We start from the raw sequence: 17,426 nt of genomic DNA on the forward strand, positions 1-17,426 counted from the left end.
CTGCAGTGCAACAATTATTTTGAGCGATGATGGAGCCGGTCGCTCGAGATAGTTGTCGGGGTTCATCGAATCCATCTCGCAGGAAGGCGCGGATGTCGTTGCTGGTTAACTATCGGTCGTCGGCGTGAAGTTGCTCGGCCCCTCCCTGCTGTGACCGCGACGGCCAGAAGTCGAGACCGGGATGTGGTTCGGGATTTCGCCGGGACGAATGACGGTTTCGGCGGGTCGGGGCGGGGCGAGGCGACGCTGCTCGAGGCGTCGTATGAGCAGCCGATCGAACACACCGCCCGGGACGGCGCCCTCGGTGACGGTCTCCGTGAGAGAGCCGATCGCATCGTACTGGTCCACCGCGTCCATGTGCAGCAGCCGTTTTCGCCATGCAGGGTCGGCGAGGACAGTGGTCAGCGCGACGGTCACGGGGTATTCGGCGATACGGCAGATCGCCGAAGTCAGATACCACCGCCCTGGGTTCGGTTCGAGGACGGCCCACCGGGCGTGGATGGCCCGGAACGGCCACGCCAGTCTGGTGTGCCACTCGTGGACGAGGTAGGACGCATCCTCGAACGCGTGACGGACCTGTTCGCGGCCGAACCGCACGATCAGCCGCTGGTGGCGGCGGTGCGCCGCAAGAACATCGGGCAGTGACGCGATTCCGATTGGTGGCCCTCGGTTCTCACCTGTCAGTACCGGTCCGCCGGTCCAGATCCGATGTCGCCGGCACAGTACCTGCTCGTGGGTTGCCCACACACGCACGGGCCGGGCCCGTCCGTGCATTCCTGCGCAGGACGGGCAGTAGTGCGATGAGCCGACCGTCATCGGACGGCCCAGCAGTGCCCGGTAGGTGGCGAGGTCGTCGGGGGCGCGCAGTTCGGGGAGGGCAAAGATCAAGGTGCGCTCCGGCAGGCCCGTGAGGTCGTGGACGGTTTCTCGGTCGGGGATGGCGACGTGGGTGATGTGCTTGTCGAACTCGCTGCCCGGCAGTCCGTTTGCCTCGCTCAGTCGGTGTAGGTAACTCGACAGCTGCTCGCTGGGGAAAGGGACGACGCGACGGGGCAGACAGCGCGCGCGGTAGTGGCGGGTCGCCGGGGGCATCATGTGCCGGCGGCGGCGCGGTGGGCGGTCGCGGTCTCGGCGGCATGGTCGATGATGGTGTCGTCGAGGGCGCCGCGGGTGATGGCCTCGTCACCGGAGAGGATCACGCTGATCGCGGCGACGCGGATCAGGTGAGAGAGGCTGCTGATCGATCCGCCGGTGCGTTGGTGCAGGTATTTCGCGTTGCGGGTCAGTGTGCCGGGCGTGTGGTCGTAGAGGCGCAGCGCGGTTTCGAGGGAGGCGACGAGGGCTTTCCATTCGCTGTCGTAGGTGAAGGGACCGGTGCGCACCAGCACCGAGCGGGCGGAGATCTGCTGGCCGCGCACCCCGGTGAACAGGCCGGAGCGTTCGACGTTGATGCCGGCGTAGACGAAGGTGGCGGGCATGTGTTCGGTGAAGTACTTCAGGTGATCGGACATGTCCTCGCCGACGCTCGTGGCCAGGTTCAGGTTGTGGATCTCGTCGACGATGACCAGGTCGGTGCGGGCTTCGGTGAGTACCCGGCAGACGGAATCGGCGATGTCGGTGGTGTTGTGGCGTGATCTGTCGGGGAGGCCGAGGAAATACGCGAACTCGGAGGCGAGTTTGCGGGGGGAACCTTTCGGTGGGGTGGTGATGTAGACGACGGGGATACGGTCCTGGTCCGGGTATTTGCGGCGGACGTTCTGTTCGTGAACCTTGCCGAGCAGCTTGATTCCGGTCGTCTTGCCGCTGGCCCACGGTCCGGAGACGATCATCCCGCGACGGGCGCCGCATTCACGTTGGTTGAGCAGGGTCAGTATCCGGCCCTGGTGGGTGAGGTGGCGGACAGTGGACGTTTCGATGATCACCAGTTCCGAGTGATAGGCGATGCGCCGGTCGTCGTATGCCGTCCGCTGTGCAGGAGAGAGCGCGTCCCGGGTGTGGGTGTCGAGGAGGGTGCAGGTGGCGGGTGTGGCGTCGACGAAGGCGCGCCACCCGTCCAGGGTGACCGAGGGAACCTGACGGGGATCGAGCTGTTCCTCGTCCGCCGCTGCGCTCACCACCATGTGCGGGACTCCTTGGCGGCGTCGAAGACGGGCAGCGGGACGACGTCGGTGAGGTCTTCGTCGTCTTCGGGCGCGAACATCGTCGCCGCCGGCGGCGAGGTGTCAGGGATCGGTGTCGGTGCGCCGCCGGCCGCTCGGGTGCGGGCGGCCACCCGCCGATCCTTTGCGGTCTTGGTGCGCCGTTCGCTGCTGGAACGCGTTGGGGGTGTCGGGCCGGCCCGGTCGAGCAGGTCGTCGACGGCGGCCTTGATCGTGGTCTCCGACGGTGTCGTTTCGCCGCGTTCGGTGACGATCCTGCGGGCGTGCTCCCATGCGGCGTCGCCGAACGGCTGCGGCGTGGCGTGCAGGTGCCGCCAGTAGGCGAGGAGGAACCCGCCGTCGTGGTGGTTGCGCACCCAGACGCGGGTGACGTCGTACGGGTCGTAGTGCACCTCCCACCGCGTGCCCAAGGCGGTGGGTCCCGAGAGCTGGCCGCGGTAGCGGTTGAGTTCGTCGCTGTCGTAGATCCGGTGGTTGATCTTGATGCCGTAGGAGTTGATCACCCGGGGTGTCGACGGCAACAGCGCGATGTAGTCATCAGGTGACAGCGGGACCGGCACGTAGCCGGCGACGGTGAGCAGCGCGGCGTACTTCTCGTTAGGGGTCAGCACCCGCTGCGGGTTCAGCGGGTCGCGCAGGCCGTCGTGGGGACGGTTCTGCCAGGAGGTGACAATCCATTCGTCGAGCAGGTCCTGCATCTCGATCAGGGAGAACACCGCCTGCTGGTCGGGATCGACGCCGCGGTGTTCGACCGAATCCCCAAGATAACCGGTAATGTACTGGGCGAAGAGGGTTTTCACCGATTCAAGGGTGCGTTCGACGATCGGTTTGTCGGTGGGAGTGTCCTCGTGCGCGGGCTGCGCATTGATCCCGAAGGTGCGGCAGGCGCTGTGGAACGTCGACGACAGGTAGACGCTGCCGTGGTCGTAGACGATGGTTTCGGGCACGATCACCGGGCGCGTCGCGGCGTTCTCGAGTCGGGCGTCGACCTGGCGCATCACCTGGTACGGCAGCGCGGAATAGGCCATCGACACCGCCTGTGGCCAGCCAGGGCGCATCGGCTCGGGGGTCATCGCCTTCGCTAGCAGCAGGGACGCGTCCACCGCTCGGGTCGTCGGGCGCAGCACCGCCGCGGCGATCGTGCGGGTCGCGACGTCGACGAGTCCGGTTAGCTCGACGCGCCCGTTCACCTCCTCGTCGAGACGGATCGCGACGTCGAACGGCGTGGAGTCGATCTGCATCCACTCACCGGGCCGGGTAGCCACCACGGTCCCGAATGGACCTTCGGGCTGGTGGGCGAGGCTCCGGCGGGTGCGGGCCGAGCCAGTCGCGTGGCGGGCTTCCCGCAGCCGCCCCAAGAGCCTGTTAAACGTCTGCTGGGAGGGAATGGGCACCGTCTCGTCGCCGTGTTCGGCGCGGACGGCCTGGTCGACGGCCCGTTTCAATCGGGTGGCCGTGCCGGTGGAGGCGGTGGTGTTCGCCGCGAGCGCGTGACGCAGGGCATCGACGTAGCGGTCGTCGACCCGGCCGGTCGGCGAGGTCCGACGCACCGGGCGCTTGTCGATCAGCGCCTCGAGTCCGGTGGCCGCATAACGGCGCCGGTAGCGTTGGAACACCTCCAACGACATCGGACGTTCCGATCGTGCGAGTTCGCCGATCTTGGCGAGTTCGCGCTGCCGGAGCGTGGTGCGGGTGATGTCGTACTCGGGGCGCGGAGCACGTCCGGCGCCGCCCTCGGTGATCGGGATCCCGTCGAGCACCTCGGTGACGTGAGCCTCGAGCCACAGCGCGCGCTCGCGTATCCGTGGGGGCAATGCGTCGAAGTACAGGGGCGCGAGGGGTCGGCGTCGATGCGCCGACGAGATGGACTCGAATGTCGGATCATTCAGCAGCGCAGTGACCTTCATCGCCGTGGTGCGGCCGTCGGAGGTGGCGAGCATCGCGGCGTGTCCGTCGATCCCGACCAGCTCGTAGGGCGTGCCACCGAACTGCAGGAAGTCACCGAGACGGAGGTGGGCCGACGCGGTCACGGCGCGCCGCCGGCGGTGACGACGGTGTCGAGCATCAACGGCCGACGGGAGAGGTCGGAGTGCAGCCGCTGGCGCCACAAAAGATGAAACAGAGTCGGCACCACGATAACGCGGTCTCCGACCGCGTCCGCCGCCGCGTGGATCGGCATGCCGCCCGTGCCGGACACGGCGGCGACGAGCGCATCCGCGATGTCGTCGTCGGCGGCTCGATCGTGCCGGTACCCGGCGAGCCAGCGGAGGTTCGCTGCCCGTACCGGCGGCTGCTCGCCGACCCGGTGGTAGACCCAGCCGACCTTGTCGCACATCTGCGCGGTGGCATCGAACGCAATCGCATCGTCGGGCCCGATCCGATCGTCCGGGCGCACATCGACGACGATGCCCTCACCGCTCACCGACCGCAGGAAGAAATCCGGCGTGTGTGCCCGACGCCGCTCGCCAGCACCCGAGTATTCGAGTCGGAACGGTTGCGCGGCGATCCCGCAGACCTGGGCATCGAAATCCGCGTCGATGAGGAAATCCCGCTCCACCCACGACTCGAACGTCACGTGACGATGCGTGGTGGCACACCACCATTCCCCGCTGAAACTCTTCTTACCCTTGAACGACGGGCACCCACGGACCGGCCGAACACGGCTGAACTCGATCGTCCACAGCTCATCCGTCGTCACCGAGAGCGTGGTGTCCCCGACGGCGGGGAGATAGGTGATCGTCTCGCCGCCGGCCCGCTGACGTGACACCGCGGTGGGGACCGGCATTCTCACAGAGTAGAAGCGCAGAGCTCCGAAGTCCGACAACTATGTGAGCGTGTCGCGGACAATGCAGCAACTTCAGTGGAATTCCGACAGAAACACTGAGCGAGGACACGTATCAGATCTGCTGAGTCGGCATCAGATGTACTGTACTGAGTCAGGACAAATCTGTCCTGGCTCAGTGAATCTGGCGAGATGACCGAGTCTCTCACCTGCTGTTCGCCATGTTCATTGAGTCGCCGCGGTGGCCGGTGACTCAAAGAATCTGGCGAGCGTGGAACTGGTGCTGTGTTGTTCGTTGCGTCGGTCGGGACGGCAGTCGGCCCATTCCGGTCGGGCTGATGGGTGGCTTCGTGACTCAGAGTATTTGAGGCGCGTAGAAGTTTCGGGGTGGTCGGCGCTTGGGCCAGTCGATGCTGGCGTGGGTGAGACGGTCGATCCATTGTGCGATGGGGTCGCTGTTGTGGCGTGGCCAGTAGGGATGCCGTTCGCCGGATGTCCGCCATCCGAGCTCGGTGAGGAATCGGGTGCAGGTTTGCTGCCTGGAGGCGACCTGACGCCAGTGCGGCGAGGCGAGTAGTGCGGCGATGTTGACGACGTTGGGGTAGCTGGCGGCCAGGTATTCGAGGTCGTCGAGGGCGATGACAGGTCGCGTAACCGGTTTGAGGATGCCGAGTCTTTCGGTGACGCCGCTGTGGGTGGGGATGGAGGCGAGGTTGTTCCAGAATGCGCGGGCGACGGTGAAGGCGTATTGGGTTGGTTGTGGTCCGCGCTGTAGGGCGAGGCGGCGGTGTTTGGAATGAGCGGCCAGGACGGCGGGTGTGCCGCTGATGTCGAGCACGTCGCGGCGATGGGCGCGCTGGAATTCGCCGCCGCTGACCCAGAGTCGGTGTTTCGGGCAGGCGTGGACGTAGGACGGGTAGTAGCGGGTGACTCGGCCACCGCGGTGTCGGTTCGTGCAGGCTGGGCATGCCGGTCTCGGCCAGTCGGCGAGGAGGGACGAGTCGGTGTGCCGGTTCGCCAGTTGGGGAAGTGCGCGAGTGAGGTGTTCGCGCGAGTAGCCGGTGATCGTGACGAGCCTGGCGAGGTTGTCGGGCCGGATGCGCGGTCCCCGCCGGTCGGGGGTGAGCCCGAGATGAACCGTCAGCGTCTCGTAGCTGATGTGGTTGATGACGGCGAGGCGACGCAGGTAGGACTCGATCGTCTCGTTCATTGCGGGTGGGATGGGAACGGGTAACTGCCGTGCTTGGCCTAGCGCGGGCCGTCGCGATGTCACGCGACGCTGCCTCGCCGTTTGGGTGAACGCTTCTTCGGCGCGGACTCCGGCTGGATGTTGGCGGCCCGGTCGAGTCGCTGGGCGTCGAGGTGGGCTTTGGTGATCTTCTCGCTGCCGTCGAGGATTGCGTCGATGGCGGCGCCGCGGATGAGGTGGGACAGGCTGCCGAGCATCCCGTGGGTGCGCTGGTAAAGGTACTGACCCTGGCGAGCGAGGGTGCCGGATTTGTGCTGGTGCAGGCGCAGCGCCTGTTCGAGGGTGACGACGAGGGCGCGCCAGTGTTCGCGCTGCCCGCTGCTGCCGTAGGCGAACGGGTGGGTGGAGATGGTGGCGAAGCGGCTGGCGATCTGGCGGCCGCGGATGCCGGAGAACAGGCCGGCGTGCTCGACGTCGATTCCGGCGTAGACGAATGTCGCCGGGATGCGTTCGGAGAAGTACTTCAGTTGATCGGAGACTTCCGCGCCCGCGCGGGTGGTCAGCGAGATGTTGTGGATCTCGTCGACGAGGACCAGGTCGCAGCCGACGTCGCAGAGGACCGCGCAGACGGAGTTGGTGATATCGGTGAGGTTGGAGCGGCCGGTGACCGGAAGGCCGAGGAACCGGGCGAACTCGACCGCGACCATCCGTGCGGTTGCGGCTGGGGGCAGGGTGATGTAAACGACCGGAATCCGTTTCCCCCGAACCGGATTGCGCAGCCGGGTGTGAAGCTGATGCGCCAGCCCGAGCTGAGTCAACGCAGTGGTCTTTCCGGTGCCCGCGCCGCCGGTGACGATCAACCCGCGCCGCGCCGAGATCTGGCGGCGATTGAGGATCAACAGTCGCCGAACGGTCTTCGTGATGTCCTGAATCGTCGGGGTGTTCACCACGATCAGATCGGAGTGATAATCCAGCCGGCTGTCGTCGTAGTCGGCGCGTTCGGGCGGTGCCAACTCGCGGCAGTCTTCACGCAGCTCAGGGGCAGTGCGGTCGCGGCCGACCCAACGCGTCCAGCCCTCCTTGGTGGTGAGCGGTGCGTCCGGCGGCGGGTCGAATTCACTCCTCCTGGTCACAGCCACCGCTCCGCCTCCGCTGCGGCGTCGAAGACACCGAACGGGATCACCGTGCCCAACTCGCCGTCATCGCCGCCGTCCTCGTCGAAGTCGTCATCGTCGTCGAGCTCGCGCAGATCGACCGGCTCAGGAGAGGGCCGGTGAGGGGTCGCTGCTCGGGTGCGGGCGGCGACCTTGCGATCCGCCTTGGTCCCGGCCGCCGGTTCGGTGTCTGGGCCCGCTGACGCGCGGTCCAGAAGGTCAGCCAACGCCCGCGCGGCCGCCGTCTCCACCGGTTCCTCGGTCCGCCCGGAGTCGGCGACGATCTGACGGGCATGGCGCCAAGTGAAGTCCGCAAACGGCGCCGACACCATCGGCAGATGCGTCCAGGCCGCCCGGATCCAACCGCCGTCATGGTGGTTGCGGACGAACACTTGGGTCAGGTCGTAGGGGTCGTAGCGGACCTCCCAGGCGCCGCCTCGGGCGGTGACACCGGAATGCTGCCGGCGGTAGGGATTGAGTGCGCGGTCGTCGTAGGTGCGCCGGTCGATCCGGACGCCGTAGTCGTTGATCGTGCGCCAGTGTGAGGGCAACAGTTCGAGATAGTCTTCACCGGTCAGCATCAGCGGTAGATAACCGGCGGCGCTGACCAGCACCGCATACATCTCGTTGGGTGAGCACGCCCGTCCGGTGTCCGGGCTGAGCAGCCCCTCGTGTGGTCGGCGCTGCCAGTGGATCACCCACTCGTCGAACAGGTCCTGCAGCTGCGCCAGTGACCACACCGCCTCCGATTCCACCGCCGCGCCGCGACGGGTCACATCCCGGCCGGTGTAGCCGGCGACGTGCTGGCAGAACAGGGTGTTGATCGACTGGAACGTCCGCTCGATCACGCTGTCGTCGGTCGGGGTGCGCGGATGCGACGGCTGCAGCGAGATCCCGAGCGTCTCACAGGACCGCACGAACGTCTCCGACAGAAAGACCTTGCCACGGTCGCAGCCGATCGTTTCCGGCACGATCACCGGTTTCGCCGCGGCCTGCTCCATCCGGGCATCGATATCGGCCAGGCTGCGATGCGGCAGCCGCGAGACCGACATCCGCAGCGCCTCCGCCCAACCCGGGCGCATGGGCTCCGGCACCAGCATCCGCGCCAGCAGCAACGACGCATCCACGGCCTTCGTTCCCATCGGCCGCAACACCCCGGCGGTGATTGTGCGGGTCGCGACATCGACCCCAGCCGTCAGCTCGATCCGCCGCGCGATCCCGTCGTCGAACACCGCCAACACATCCAACGGGGTGGTGTCGATCTGAACGTGCTGGCCCGGACGCGACGCCCACGTCGCCGTGAACGGTCCGGCCGGCCGATTCGCCGCCGACCGCCGCGTCGTGGCGGCACCGAAGGTGTGCCGGCCCGTGGACATCGCCGCGACCAGGCGATTGAACGTCGCCTTCGACGGCAACCCCACCACCCCGTCCCCGTGCCGTTCGGCCAGGATCGCTTCCACCCGCAGGCGCAGCCGGTCCCGGGTGCCGGTCGACCGCCTCGTCTCGCCGTCCAGCGCGTCCCGGATCGCGTCCACCACCCGCTCATCGGTGCGCCCGTAGACCGACGTCGACCGCGCGGAACGGCCGTCGACCAGCCCACGCACTCCACCGGATCGGTAGCGTGCCCGCATCCGCTGCACGGTTCTCACGCTGGTCGGGGTCCCGGCGGCAGTGAGCTCGGCGGCCTTGGCTGCCTCACGCTCGCTCAGGGGCCGCGATCCAGGATCGTATTCCGGCCGCGGTCGGCCATCCGGGGCGCCACCCGGCGGCAGCCCAGTCTCCAACTCGACAAGGTGACGTTCCCAAAACCGGGCAAGCTCAGCCTGTTCCCGGGGCAGATCATCGAGCCCGTGACCGGCCAAGCCGCCCGGAGATCGCGCCGCACCGCCCCCTCCGACGATGCGGAACCCGTCGGACGCGACCAGGTGCACCAGTGACACCGCCAACGGCTCCCCGCCCGAATTCACCAGCCGCACCATCGTTCCGGACACACCAGCTACCTGGTACTCGTCATCGTCGAACACCACCCGGTCACCGACCTTGAGCACCCGCGTCATCGGCCCACCCCCGCCACGATCGACCACCCCTCCAGACGGACCGCCAGATCCACGACCAGCTCCCTCGACCACAGCAGGTGATAAAGCGCAGGCAGGACGGCGATCGGATCACCCACCGAGCGGGCTCCCTCGATCAACGGCCGCGGTTCGGTGAATGCTGCCAGCAGCGCCGACACAGTCGGCTCGATCCGGTGCCGGCGATGTCGATACCCGGCCAGCCACACGACATTCGCCAACCACACCGGATCATGCCCGGTCACCAGTCGATACCCCCACCCCATCTGCTCGCAGGCACGCCCGGTCGCGGCGAAAGCGGCCTCATCCCTCGGCTTGATCCGCTCTGCAGGACGACAGTCGATCACTACGCCCCGGCCGCCGGACATGCGGGCAAAGAAGTCCGGCGCATGCGACCGCGCTCGCACCCCATCCGACCAGAACAGCCACAACGGTTGCGCAGCAAACCCCACCACATTCTCGTCGAAATCCAGCGCCATCGCCTCGTCCCGCTCCAGCCATGACTCGAACGGCACATGCGCGCCGGTCGTCTCCGAGTAATAGAAACCCGGGTTGCTGCGCTGCCCCCGATACGACGGGAACCGTCGAACCGGTGAAACCCTCTCGAACGCCACAGCCGCAGCCGCCGACAACGGCCCACGCACCTCGTCGCCATCGGGGTCCGTGAATGCCACCTCGAAACCCCGCAGCTCCCCTCCAGAAACACCACCCGACACGGCGCGCAGCGCTGTTCCCGCGTCAGCCACCCATCACCACCCGTTCGCCTCGGTACACCGGTGCCCCCACCGCCCGGGTGATCATGCCAGATTCGCCAGATTCACTGAGTCATGCGCCAGATAGTCTGTCCCACTCGCCAGATTCACTGAGTCGTCGCCAACTTCGCCGAGACAGGACAAAATCCCCGATTTGCACCACCGCCCCTTGACACGTGGTTTACGCTCCAAACAGCGCAACGAAGAGAGCATGGATGGAGCGAATCCCCCGCGTAGGGGTATACTTCCGCTCAGGCAACAACCCATCTCACGCGTGTTGATCCGTTCCTCCTTGAGCCTCGCTTGCGTACCTGTCCTTGGCGCCATGCCACTGATCTCGCTGGTCTCGCACAACGATCGCGAACCCGTCCCAACGCCGTCCCGCCACCGCCGGCATCCGTTAACGGGGTCAACCGGCAGGGCTCCTCTGAACGAACAGCTCGGCGTCGCCGCTCGCTCGCGGCAGGGGCGGAAGAAATGGTTGCTCCGCCAGTCCGAGTAACGCTGCCGGCCGGGCAGCAGTCAGTTACCCTGGGCCTGGGTTTGCAGTACGAGTTTCACGAGTTCTCGAAAGCGCCAACTTTCGACCTCACCTCAGAAAAGTGACGGCCCGGCCAAGGTCATAAGCGGAGGACCTGCCAAGTCCTCCTCGCGAAAACACCCCCCGCCAGGGGTTTTTTCGTGTCTCTGAAGGTCTGCGCTGATGTCCCGAGGCGGGACCGCTTACCCCCTTATTGCCAAGGGGTCGGACTTCACCCGGGACGGGCATGAATTCGCCTCACCCTGCCCGAGTGCGCACTTTCCACTACTACCGAGCGGTGGGTGGCCGGCCTTAGTGCCGGGCGCCGATCTTCGGTGTGGCAATCACGTCCGAGCGAGTGTCAGGCCGCCAACTTCTTCATGTGCTCACGCACGGCCGGTACGTATGCCTGAGTCTGGCCGAATGGCGGAATCCCGCCGTAGGTGACGACGGCACCCTCCCCGCCGTTGTAAGCGGCGATGATCAGATCGGTGAAGTCGCCCTTGACGGCTCCACTGTCGTGATGCGGTCGAAGGTAGTCGGCGATGTGGCAGAGATAGCGCCCTTCCGAGGCGATCGCGTCGTACGGATTGAACGTGTCGGCAGCGTTCGGTGGTTCCGCTTTTCCGCTTCGATCTAGACCTGAATCCGTACCGAAAGCCTTCCAGGTCTCCGGCATGAACTGACTAATTCCTTCGGCGCCGCCCTGGTTTACGCCATCGCCCTTGCTGACCGCCTTTTCGTTGAACCCGGACTCTTGTTGAACGATGCCGGCAACCAGAACCGGGCTCACCTCTGGGCACAGAGACCCAGCAGCCGAGACTGCGTTGGTGTATTGAGGCGGGATGCTGCCAGGGGCGACTTTGGTCTGATCGCCGATCTCTGGCGGGCACGGCTCAGCGGCGGTCGTACCGCCCGGAGCGCTGCCGTACTTGGTGTCTCCAGTCGGCATCCCGCCGCCCTTGAGTGTCACGTGTACGTGGTCGAAGTGGTTTGCAGTGTAGCCGTGGCGGTCCTCCATCAGCGACCAGTCACCGGTGCCATCCCAGTAACGCTGTTGCCAGATCACGTACTCGACATTGAGGGCCATTTTGTTCTGTTGGAGGTACCGGGCGATCTTGTCGCCGAGCGCCTTCCCTTGGGCGCTCGCGGAGTCGGGAATCATGATGTCGACCGCGCGCCCGTCGGGGTGGTCCTGGGCGACGTCGTCCGTTGGGCGCCATCCGCCGATGGTTTTTACTTCGGGGAAGGCCGCCGCGATTGTGCGCATGACGCGGATCGAGTCGACCTGCATGTGCGCTTCGCTGCCTTTGTCAGCGGGCAGCGGCGGGAGATCTCCACCGGTGGAATCGGTATGTGCGACCAGCTCTGCTGGTCCTCCACTCGACGAGATGGTTCCTTGTTGCTTGAGCCACGCAATGGGATCTACGCCGCCGCCCAGTGACCAGCCTCCGGGGTAGATGCCGAAGTGAAGATGCGGTCCGCTCGACTGTCCTTCGCTCCCCACCTTGCCGATCAGTTGGCCCGCTGTGACCTTGTCTCCGGTGTGGACGAGGACCCCGGCCCCCTGCATGTGCCCGTACAGGGATTCGACGATCTGGCCATCGATGGTGTGCCGGATCCGAATCCAGTGTCCGTAGCCGGCGGCGGGCTCGGCGGCGATGACTTCGCCGTCACCGGCGGCGTAGAACGGGGTGTCCAGTGGTGCTGCGTAGTCCTGGCCGTCGTGCATGCCTGTCTCGCGCATACCGAAGGGTGAACTGATTGTGTAGGTGCCTTCGGCCATCGGGACCGCGAGGGATCCGGGCTTGATTCCCATGAGGCCGCCGGCGTCTGGCACAGGTTGACCGCAGTTCGTGTCACTACCGGTCGTCGCGAGGATGACCAGTATCGGAGCCATCATGATGACCATGGCGAAGGCGGGTATTCCGGCGAGCAGCCACCACCACCTTTTCGGGCTGCCTTCCTGTGTGTCCGGGGTCGACGGTGGTGTGTCGAGGAGCGTCATCAGCGAACTCGGTGGGCCAGTGCGCTCGGCTTGACTACCGGCGCGGATCCGGACTGCGCGGCGGCAGCGAGCAGCTGAGCAGTCTTCGACCCTGAACCGTTGGGGATCCCTGTTTCAGGAGAGGCTGGTTTGACTGGTCGCGGGGTGCGGCTCGGTGTAGTCGGCAACATCACCGGCGCCCCAGATGTGGTGGTGAATTCGCGGAATCGGCGACCGTCAGGACCACTTGTTGTCGTGGCCGAGGCGCGGACCTGGCCAGGGTTGGCAACCGGCAATGACGGGGCGACCCCAATGGGGTGCTTGATGCCGGCCTTGTCCGACACCGCCGTCTTCGACAGTCGACTCCGGACAGCGTCGGCAGCAGCGTTCGTAGCGGCGGTTCCACGACTGGACTGGGCACCGATCGTGCCTGAGGTGGACTTCGGGTAGCTGTCGGGATCGGCGATCGAGTCGACCTTGTTCTTCGCTCTCTTCGCCGTCGAGGAGAGGACCCGTCCAGCAACCAGCACGGCAGCTGCCCCGCCGGTTGCTGCGGTCGACGTGGCTCCGGCTGCGACTTTTCCGGTCGTTGCCGCGGCAGTGCCGGACTTCTTCGCTAGTGCTCCTGCCCCCTTTACCACGGTCTTTCCACCCTGGTACATGTGGCGTCCGTTGGCGGCCATCGCAGCGATGTCGCGCGCTGTGGTGGGCGTTGAGCGACTAATGGCGGTCGGTGCGGCGTTAGGCCGTTTAGCCAGAATTGTTGCCAGGTTGTCCGACATTCGCTTCATTCCCTTGACCGCTTGGCGGAAGAGGAGAAGTGCGATGACCAGGAAGATGTCGACGAAGAACACCGTGCGGATCAGGTTCGATTCGTCTGCAGCGAAGAGATCCTCGACGACCATGACGTATCCGACGAGGAAGACGATGGCGAAGATCATCTGCAGCAACGCCATTGCGACGTTGGCAATGGTCCGCCAGAACTGCCCGCGCATCGAGGGTGCGATGGCGAGGACGACTCCTGGTATCGATTTGATGGCATTGCCGATCGAGACACCTGCGGCGATGATCAATCGGCCGGCGAGGTAGATCGCGAAGGCCATGAGGAGTGCGCCGGCGAAGATCAGGAAAAACAGGCCCATCGCTTGTCCGGGACCGGGGTTGTCGGCATAGGCCTTCATCGGCCCCTCCTCCCCCTCACATGTGGCGATGGCATCTTTGACGCGGTCTTCCGGTTTCGCGTCGGGATTGATCAGGTCAAGGGCTACGCCTGCCCCAGGGGCGATCTCGGAGACGACGTCCTGCGCTTTGTCCGCGAGTCCAGGCTCCTTGGGCTTCGCGAGGTACGCGGCGTCGAACTCTTTGACGCATTTCCCGTTGTTTTCCGGGGCATCGAGAACGACTCCGAAGTTGATCAGTTGCGTTGGTTGGCGGATGAACGTATCGATGAGTTTCGATTCGATCGTTTCGATCTCTGTCTGCGGGTTTCCGCTGGTATCACCGCCGTTCGCGAGCCCTGAGGCGACTTCCAGGCCTGCATCTCGCGCCGACAGCACCAGTCCGTCGTCCCCGAGGACGCGATCGACCGGGTTCGAGAGAACCCCCACGGCCGCGGCCGCGATGACGCAGGACATGAGGAGCTCGTAGATTCCGGTGGAGAATCGGCCGCGGATGATCCAGATGGCAACGCTGAGTCCGGCGACTGTGAGCATCAGCGGGGTCAGCGCGAACTGGTCGGTGATGGAGGTGACCGAGTCGGCGATGGTGCGCACGGGCGTGAGGATCAACTCGAGCCATTCGAACGAGAGCACCCAGGTGATGAACCAGATGGCCGTTGCCATCAGGAAGCGGAAGACCTCGTACTCGAGGGTGATGATGTACGCCCAGATCATGCGCCAACCGCCGCCCACCGAGGCGTTGCCTTTGTCGATGGACAGGAAGTAGCCCCACGCGTCGATGCCGTGCGAATCTTTCAGATTCATCCAGGCGAAGAACGGGCTCGCACCGCCGCCGCCGGCGGGATCGGCGAGAGCCGGGGTGGCCACGATCATCAAGAGGGCGCCGGCCGCGTGCCAGCCAGCGATGAGACGGATGAGTAGCCGGCTCCACCAGCGTGCCCACAGCCAGCGGGTTACTGGACGGGTCAGGTGTATCAGTGCGGTCAACCAGGATTGCGGAATCCATGCGGTGACAAGCCACAGCAGTGAGCGTTTGGCCGCGGCGCGAACACTGAAATACTCCCGGGGTTCGGGGGCGCCGACCACCTCCCGTTCACGGGAGGACGCCGCGGCCGCGGTCATGCTTTCACCAGCTTGTTGTCCTTCGGAGTGGTCGACACTGCAATTCGGCGAGACTCGGTTGCCGGCAGCAGCGTCTTGATACGACCGACGTTTCCGCCGCCATCACGCATGTAACCTTCACCGCGGCGGTGAGGTTCGACGTACTTGTCTTTTCCGGTTACCGGAGCTGTCTGCTCCATGTATTGCTTGACCAGTCCGTAGTCGTCCGGGTCGAGGCCAAGCCATTCAATGGCGCGCTTGGCGAGGGTTTCGTCTGTATGACGGTGCGCGATGCGGGTCTTGATCAGTCCGCGCAGTTTCGGGGTGCCGAACGCGCAGTCCTGGTCGCCGAGTCCCACCGCGGCAGAGGACTTGCGGCCCTGCAGCACGAAGTCCTCGACGATGTCGACTCCGTCGTCGGCGTTGAGGAGGTGGTGTGCCTCGTCGACGAGGAACAACGCCATCTGGTCGGGGTCGGCGAAGCACTGTCCGCGGGCGACCTTCGCAATCAGGGTGTACACCGCGTGACCGAACCGCTTCTCCAGCGGCAGGTTCTCGTAGAGGTGCTGCTTCTCGGTTTGCAGCTGGGTCGGCAAGTCGACCTTGTGGGTGCGGAAAATGATGCCGGGAGCAGTAATGGGCAGCGGGGGTAGATCTTTACCGAACAGTGCCGCCGCGTAGGTGCGGCGGGCGTAGACGTTCATCGCTTCGCCGAGATCTTGGGCGTGGGCGATCGGGCAAGCACCGGACAGGAGGTGTTCGGTCAGATCGCCCAAACCCTGGTAGGGGTGCTCTGCGCGGTATACGGGCTCGAGCACCTTCGCCAATGCGATTCCCAGGTCTGAGGAAGGCTGGATCCGGAGCAGTGTCAGCAACACGGACTGAGCCATTTCTGCTGCGACCCCGGCCTCGAAGATCCTCAGTGGATCCATGCTGTATTCGGGTTCGACGAGGTCGACCACGACTGCCTCGGTGACGGCGCGGGCCCAGTTGGCGTACTCGCCGAGATCGCTTTGGTCGATACCGATGACCTGCCCCCCGCAGTCGACGACCTGGCCGGCGATCACCTTCATGGTGACCGACTTGCCCGATCCGAGCTCACCGGTGACCGCGAAGGATCCGGACTGGTCGCGCAGGGACTTTCCGGCGACGTCGTGGTGAACCACACCGATCCGAGAAGTGGTGATGTTCAGTGCCAACAGCGGACCGCTGCCATCGCCGAGATCGTTGCGAATGAACGGCATGTACGCCGCGAAATGCGTCGACGTTGTGATTTGAGCGAACTCGCGGACGATCTTCGATGTGGGAACGCCAGGCAACATCGCCCACCACAGGTCTTCCTGGTAGCCGACCGGCGCGACCACCTTGTATTCCTGCTGTTCGAACGCTTTCACCAATGCCTTCGCATCAGCGAGTGCACGCTCCTCGGAATCAGCTCCTACCGCGAACAACGCCGTCCAGGAAACCTCGACCTCATCGCGGTTCGTCTCGAGCAACGAGGTGTATTCGGTCAACGCGGCGGCAGCGAGGTCGAGAACACCTTGGCCGCCGGCCAACTCTCCTTCCCGCTGTTCGTACTGCTCCTTCAGGTTCTCAAGCGCGCGCTTGTTCGCTCGCATGACATCGAAACCGGCGGTGACCTTGAGCCGTACGGCGAAATCGACATCGATATCGCCGAAGTCGTCAGCGAGGGTGAAGAACTCCGAGCCGGGGAAATAGACGCCACCGGCGGGGGTGTCAGCGAGCGCGAGGAGCACTTGGTAGGAGGCAGGGTGGTCGACGAATTCGTACGGCTGGTCGACTTTCAGGACCCGACTGAACGTCGGGACCTTGCCTCGCCAACCCGAAGCCTTCTCTCGATCCGATTGGGCGCCCTCGTCGATCCGGCATGCGGACAGGGCTGCACCTGACTTTGCTCCTGGCGTCACGGCTGCGTCCGGCAGGTCAGGGTCGGCCTGCAGTCCGCGCGTCATCGCGTGCTGCCACAGCCACACCATCTGAGCGGGAGTGGCCGGTTGCGCATCGAAGACACCGGGGATGTCGGCCATGATCCGGTTGGCCTGCCGGACACGGGCCCGGATCTCGTCATCGTCAATTGCGGTCCGCGGCAGCCCGATGTAGTCGGCGAGTGTGGTCCAGGCCGAATGAGCCGCGACCTTGACCTGATCGACGACCTTGGGTGTGGTCAGCGGAATGCTCAGCCAGTAGATCCGCTGCCCCGGGCGGTATAGCTCGATCGAGTCGAGAGTCGCTTCGCATTCGGTTGCCCAGTCCGGGTGTGCATCGAGATCGACGCCTTCGGTCATTCGGGAAACGATGGCTTCGGCGCTCAACGATGCTGCGATGCCCATCAACAGTGACTCGCCCGGCAGGGCGCGGACGAGCATCGTGTGCAGGGTACGAGCAGTGCGCTTGTCCACGTCGGGGCGGTAACCGTAGTCGATGCCCGTGAGCACATAGTCCGCCCAGACAACGCCAGACTTCGTCCACCGGATATTCGCGGCCATTGACAGTGTCTGCTGTTCCATAGTG

Annotated in this window: 11 protein-coding genes; all 11 read right to left on the minus strand. The window is 65.4% G+C overall.

Translation table 11 applies throughout. The features are described 5' to 3' along the window. Window positions 1–105: 105 nt before the first annotated feature. The 11 genes from R4P95_RS28170 to R4P95_RS28220 all read right to left on the minus strand — a co-directional run bounded on the left by R4P95_RS28170 (window position 106) and on the right by R4P95_RS28220 (window position 17,422). Window positions 106–1,095 (minus strand): TniQ family protein, encoded by a 990-nt coding sequence (locus R4P95_RS28170; protein WP_317747423.1) that lies wholly within the window; start codon window positions 1,093–1,095, stop codon window positions 106–108. Then, window positions 1,092–2,120, minus strand: a complete 1,029-nt coding sequence (locus R4P95_RS28175; RefSeq protein ID WP_317747424.1) for an ATP-binding protein — start codon at window positions 2,118–2,120, stop codon at window positions 1,092–1,094. The genes R4P95_RS28170 and R4P95_RS28175 overlap by 4 nt, the downstream gene beginning before the upstream one ends. Next, window positions 2,111–4,066, minus strand: a complete 1,956-nt coding sequence (locus tag R4P95_RS28180) for a Mu transposase C-terminal domain-containing protein (protein ID WP_397517774.1) — start codon at window positions 4,064–4,066, stop codon at window positions 2,111–2,113. The genes R4P95_RS28175 and R4P95_RS28180 overlap by 10 nt, the downstream gene beginning before the upstream one ends. 119 nt (window positions 4,067–4,185) lie before the next feature. Further along, window positions 4,186–4,944: a TnsA-like heteromeric transposase endonuclease subunit gene (locus R4P95_RS28185; RefSeq protein ID WP_317747426.1), complete on the minus strand. Its 759-nt coding sequence runs from the start codon at window positions 4,942–4,944 to the stop codon at window positions 4,186–4,188. 352 nt (window positions 4,945–5,296) lie between these two features. After that, window positions 5,297–6,151, minus strand: coding sequence for a TniQ family protein (locus R4P95_RS28190; protein ID WP_317747427.1), 855 nt, complete (start codon window positions 6,149–6,151; stop codon window positions 5,297–5,299). A gap of 59 nt (window positions 6,152–6,210) precedes the next feature. Beyond that, window positions 6,211–7,269, minus strand: a complete 1,059-nt coding sequence (locus tag R4P95_RS28195; RefSeq protein WP_397504830.1) for a TniB family NTP-binding protein — start codon at window positions 7,267–7,269, stop codon at window positions 6,211–6,213. Next, a complete protein-coding gene (locus R4P95_RS28200) occupies window positions 7,260–9,341 on the minus strand; it encodes a Mu transposase C-terminal domain-containing protein (protein WP_317747429.1) in 2,082 nt (693 codons plus the stop codon). The genes R4P95_RS28195 and R4P95_RS28200 overlap by 10 nt, the downstream gene beginning before the upstream one ends. Further along, the gene (locus R4P95_RS28205; protein WP_317747430.1) at window positions 9,338–10,102 is read right to left on the minus strand and encodes a TnsA-like heteromeric transposase endonuclease subunit; all 765 of its coding nucleotides are present in this window, start codon (window positions 10,100–10,102) and stop codon (window positions 9,338–9,340) included. The genes R4P95_RS28200 and R4P95_RS28205 overlap by 4 nt, the downstream gene beginning before the upstream one ends. An 887-nt stretch (window positions 10,103–10,989) precedes the next feature. Further along, complete coding sequence (locus R4P95_RS28210; protein ID WP_317747431.1) at window positions 10,990–12,636, minus strand: M23 family metallopeptidase; 1,647 nt, start codon at window positions 12,634–12,636, stop codon at window positions 10,990–10,992. After that, a complete protein-coding gene (locus R4P95_RS28215; protein ID WP_317747432.1) occupies window positions 12,636–14,915 on the minus strand; it encodes a hypothetical protein in 2,280 nt (759 codons plus the stop codon). Before R4P95_RS28215 ends, R4P95_RS28210 begins: the two co-directional genes overlap by 1 nt. After that, complete coding sequence (locus R4P95_RS28220) at window positions 14,912–17,422, minus strand: ATP-binding protein (protein WP_317747433.1); 2,511 nt, start codon at window positions 17,420–17,422, stop codon at window positions 14,912–14,914. The genes R4P95_RS28215 and R4P95_RS28220 overlap by 4 nt, the downstream gene beginning before the upstream one ends. Between the last annotated feature and the right edge of the window lie 4 nt (window positions 17,423–17,426).

The sequence above is a fragment of the Rhodococcus sp. IEGM 27 genome (assembly GCF_033142305.1).
GTDB lineage: Bacteria > Actinomycetota > Actinomycetes > Mycobacteriales > Mycobacteriaceae > Rhodococcus_F > Rhodococcus_F oxybenzonivorans.

Excerpts from the sequence above, each read along its gene's own strand:
- R4P95_RS28185 (WP_317747426.1), bottom strand. The coding sequence starts at position 4,944 with ATGCCGGTCCCCACCGCGGTGTCACGTCAGCGGGCCGGCGGCGAGACG.
- R4P95_RS28180 (WP_397517774.1), bottom strand. The coding sequence starts at position 4,066 with ATGAAGGTCACTGCGCTGCTGAATGATCCGACATTCGAGTCCATCTCG.
- R4P95_RS28190 (WP_317747427.1), bottom strand. The coding sequence starts at position 6,151 with ATGAACGAGACGATCGAGTCCTACCTGCGTCGCCTCGCCGTCATCAAC.
- R4P95_RS28175 (WP_317747424.1), bottom strand. The coding sequence starts at position 2,120 with ATGGTGGTGAGCGCAGCGGCGGACGAGGAACAGCTCGATCCCCGTCAG.
- R4P95_RS28210 (WP_317747431.1), bottom strand. The coding sequence starts at position 12,636 with ATGACGCTCCTCGACACACCACCGTCGACCCCGGACACACAGGAAGGC.
- R4P95_RS28215 (WP_317747432.1), bottom strand. The coding sequence starts at position 14,915 with ATGACCGCGGCCGCGGCGTCCTCCCGTGAACGGGAGGTGGTCGGCGCC.
- R4P95_RS28220 (WP_317747433.1), bottom strand. The coding sequence starts at position 17,422 with ATGGAACAGCAGACACTGTCAATGGCCGCGAATATCCGGTGGACGAAG.
- R4P95_RS28170 (WP_317747423.1), bottom strand. The coding sequence starts at position 1,095 with ATGATGCCCCCGGCGACCCGCCACTACCGCGCGCGCTGTCTGCCCCGT.
- R4P95_RS28200 (WP_317747429.1), bottom strand. The coding sequence starts at position 9,341 with ATGACGCGGGTGCTCAAGGTCGGTGACCGGGTGGTGTTCGACGATGAC.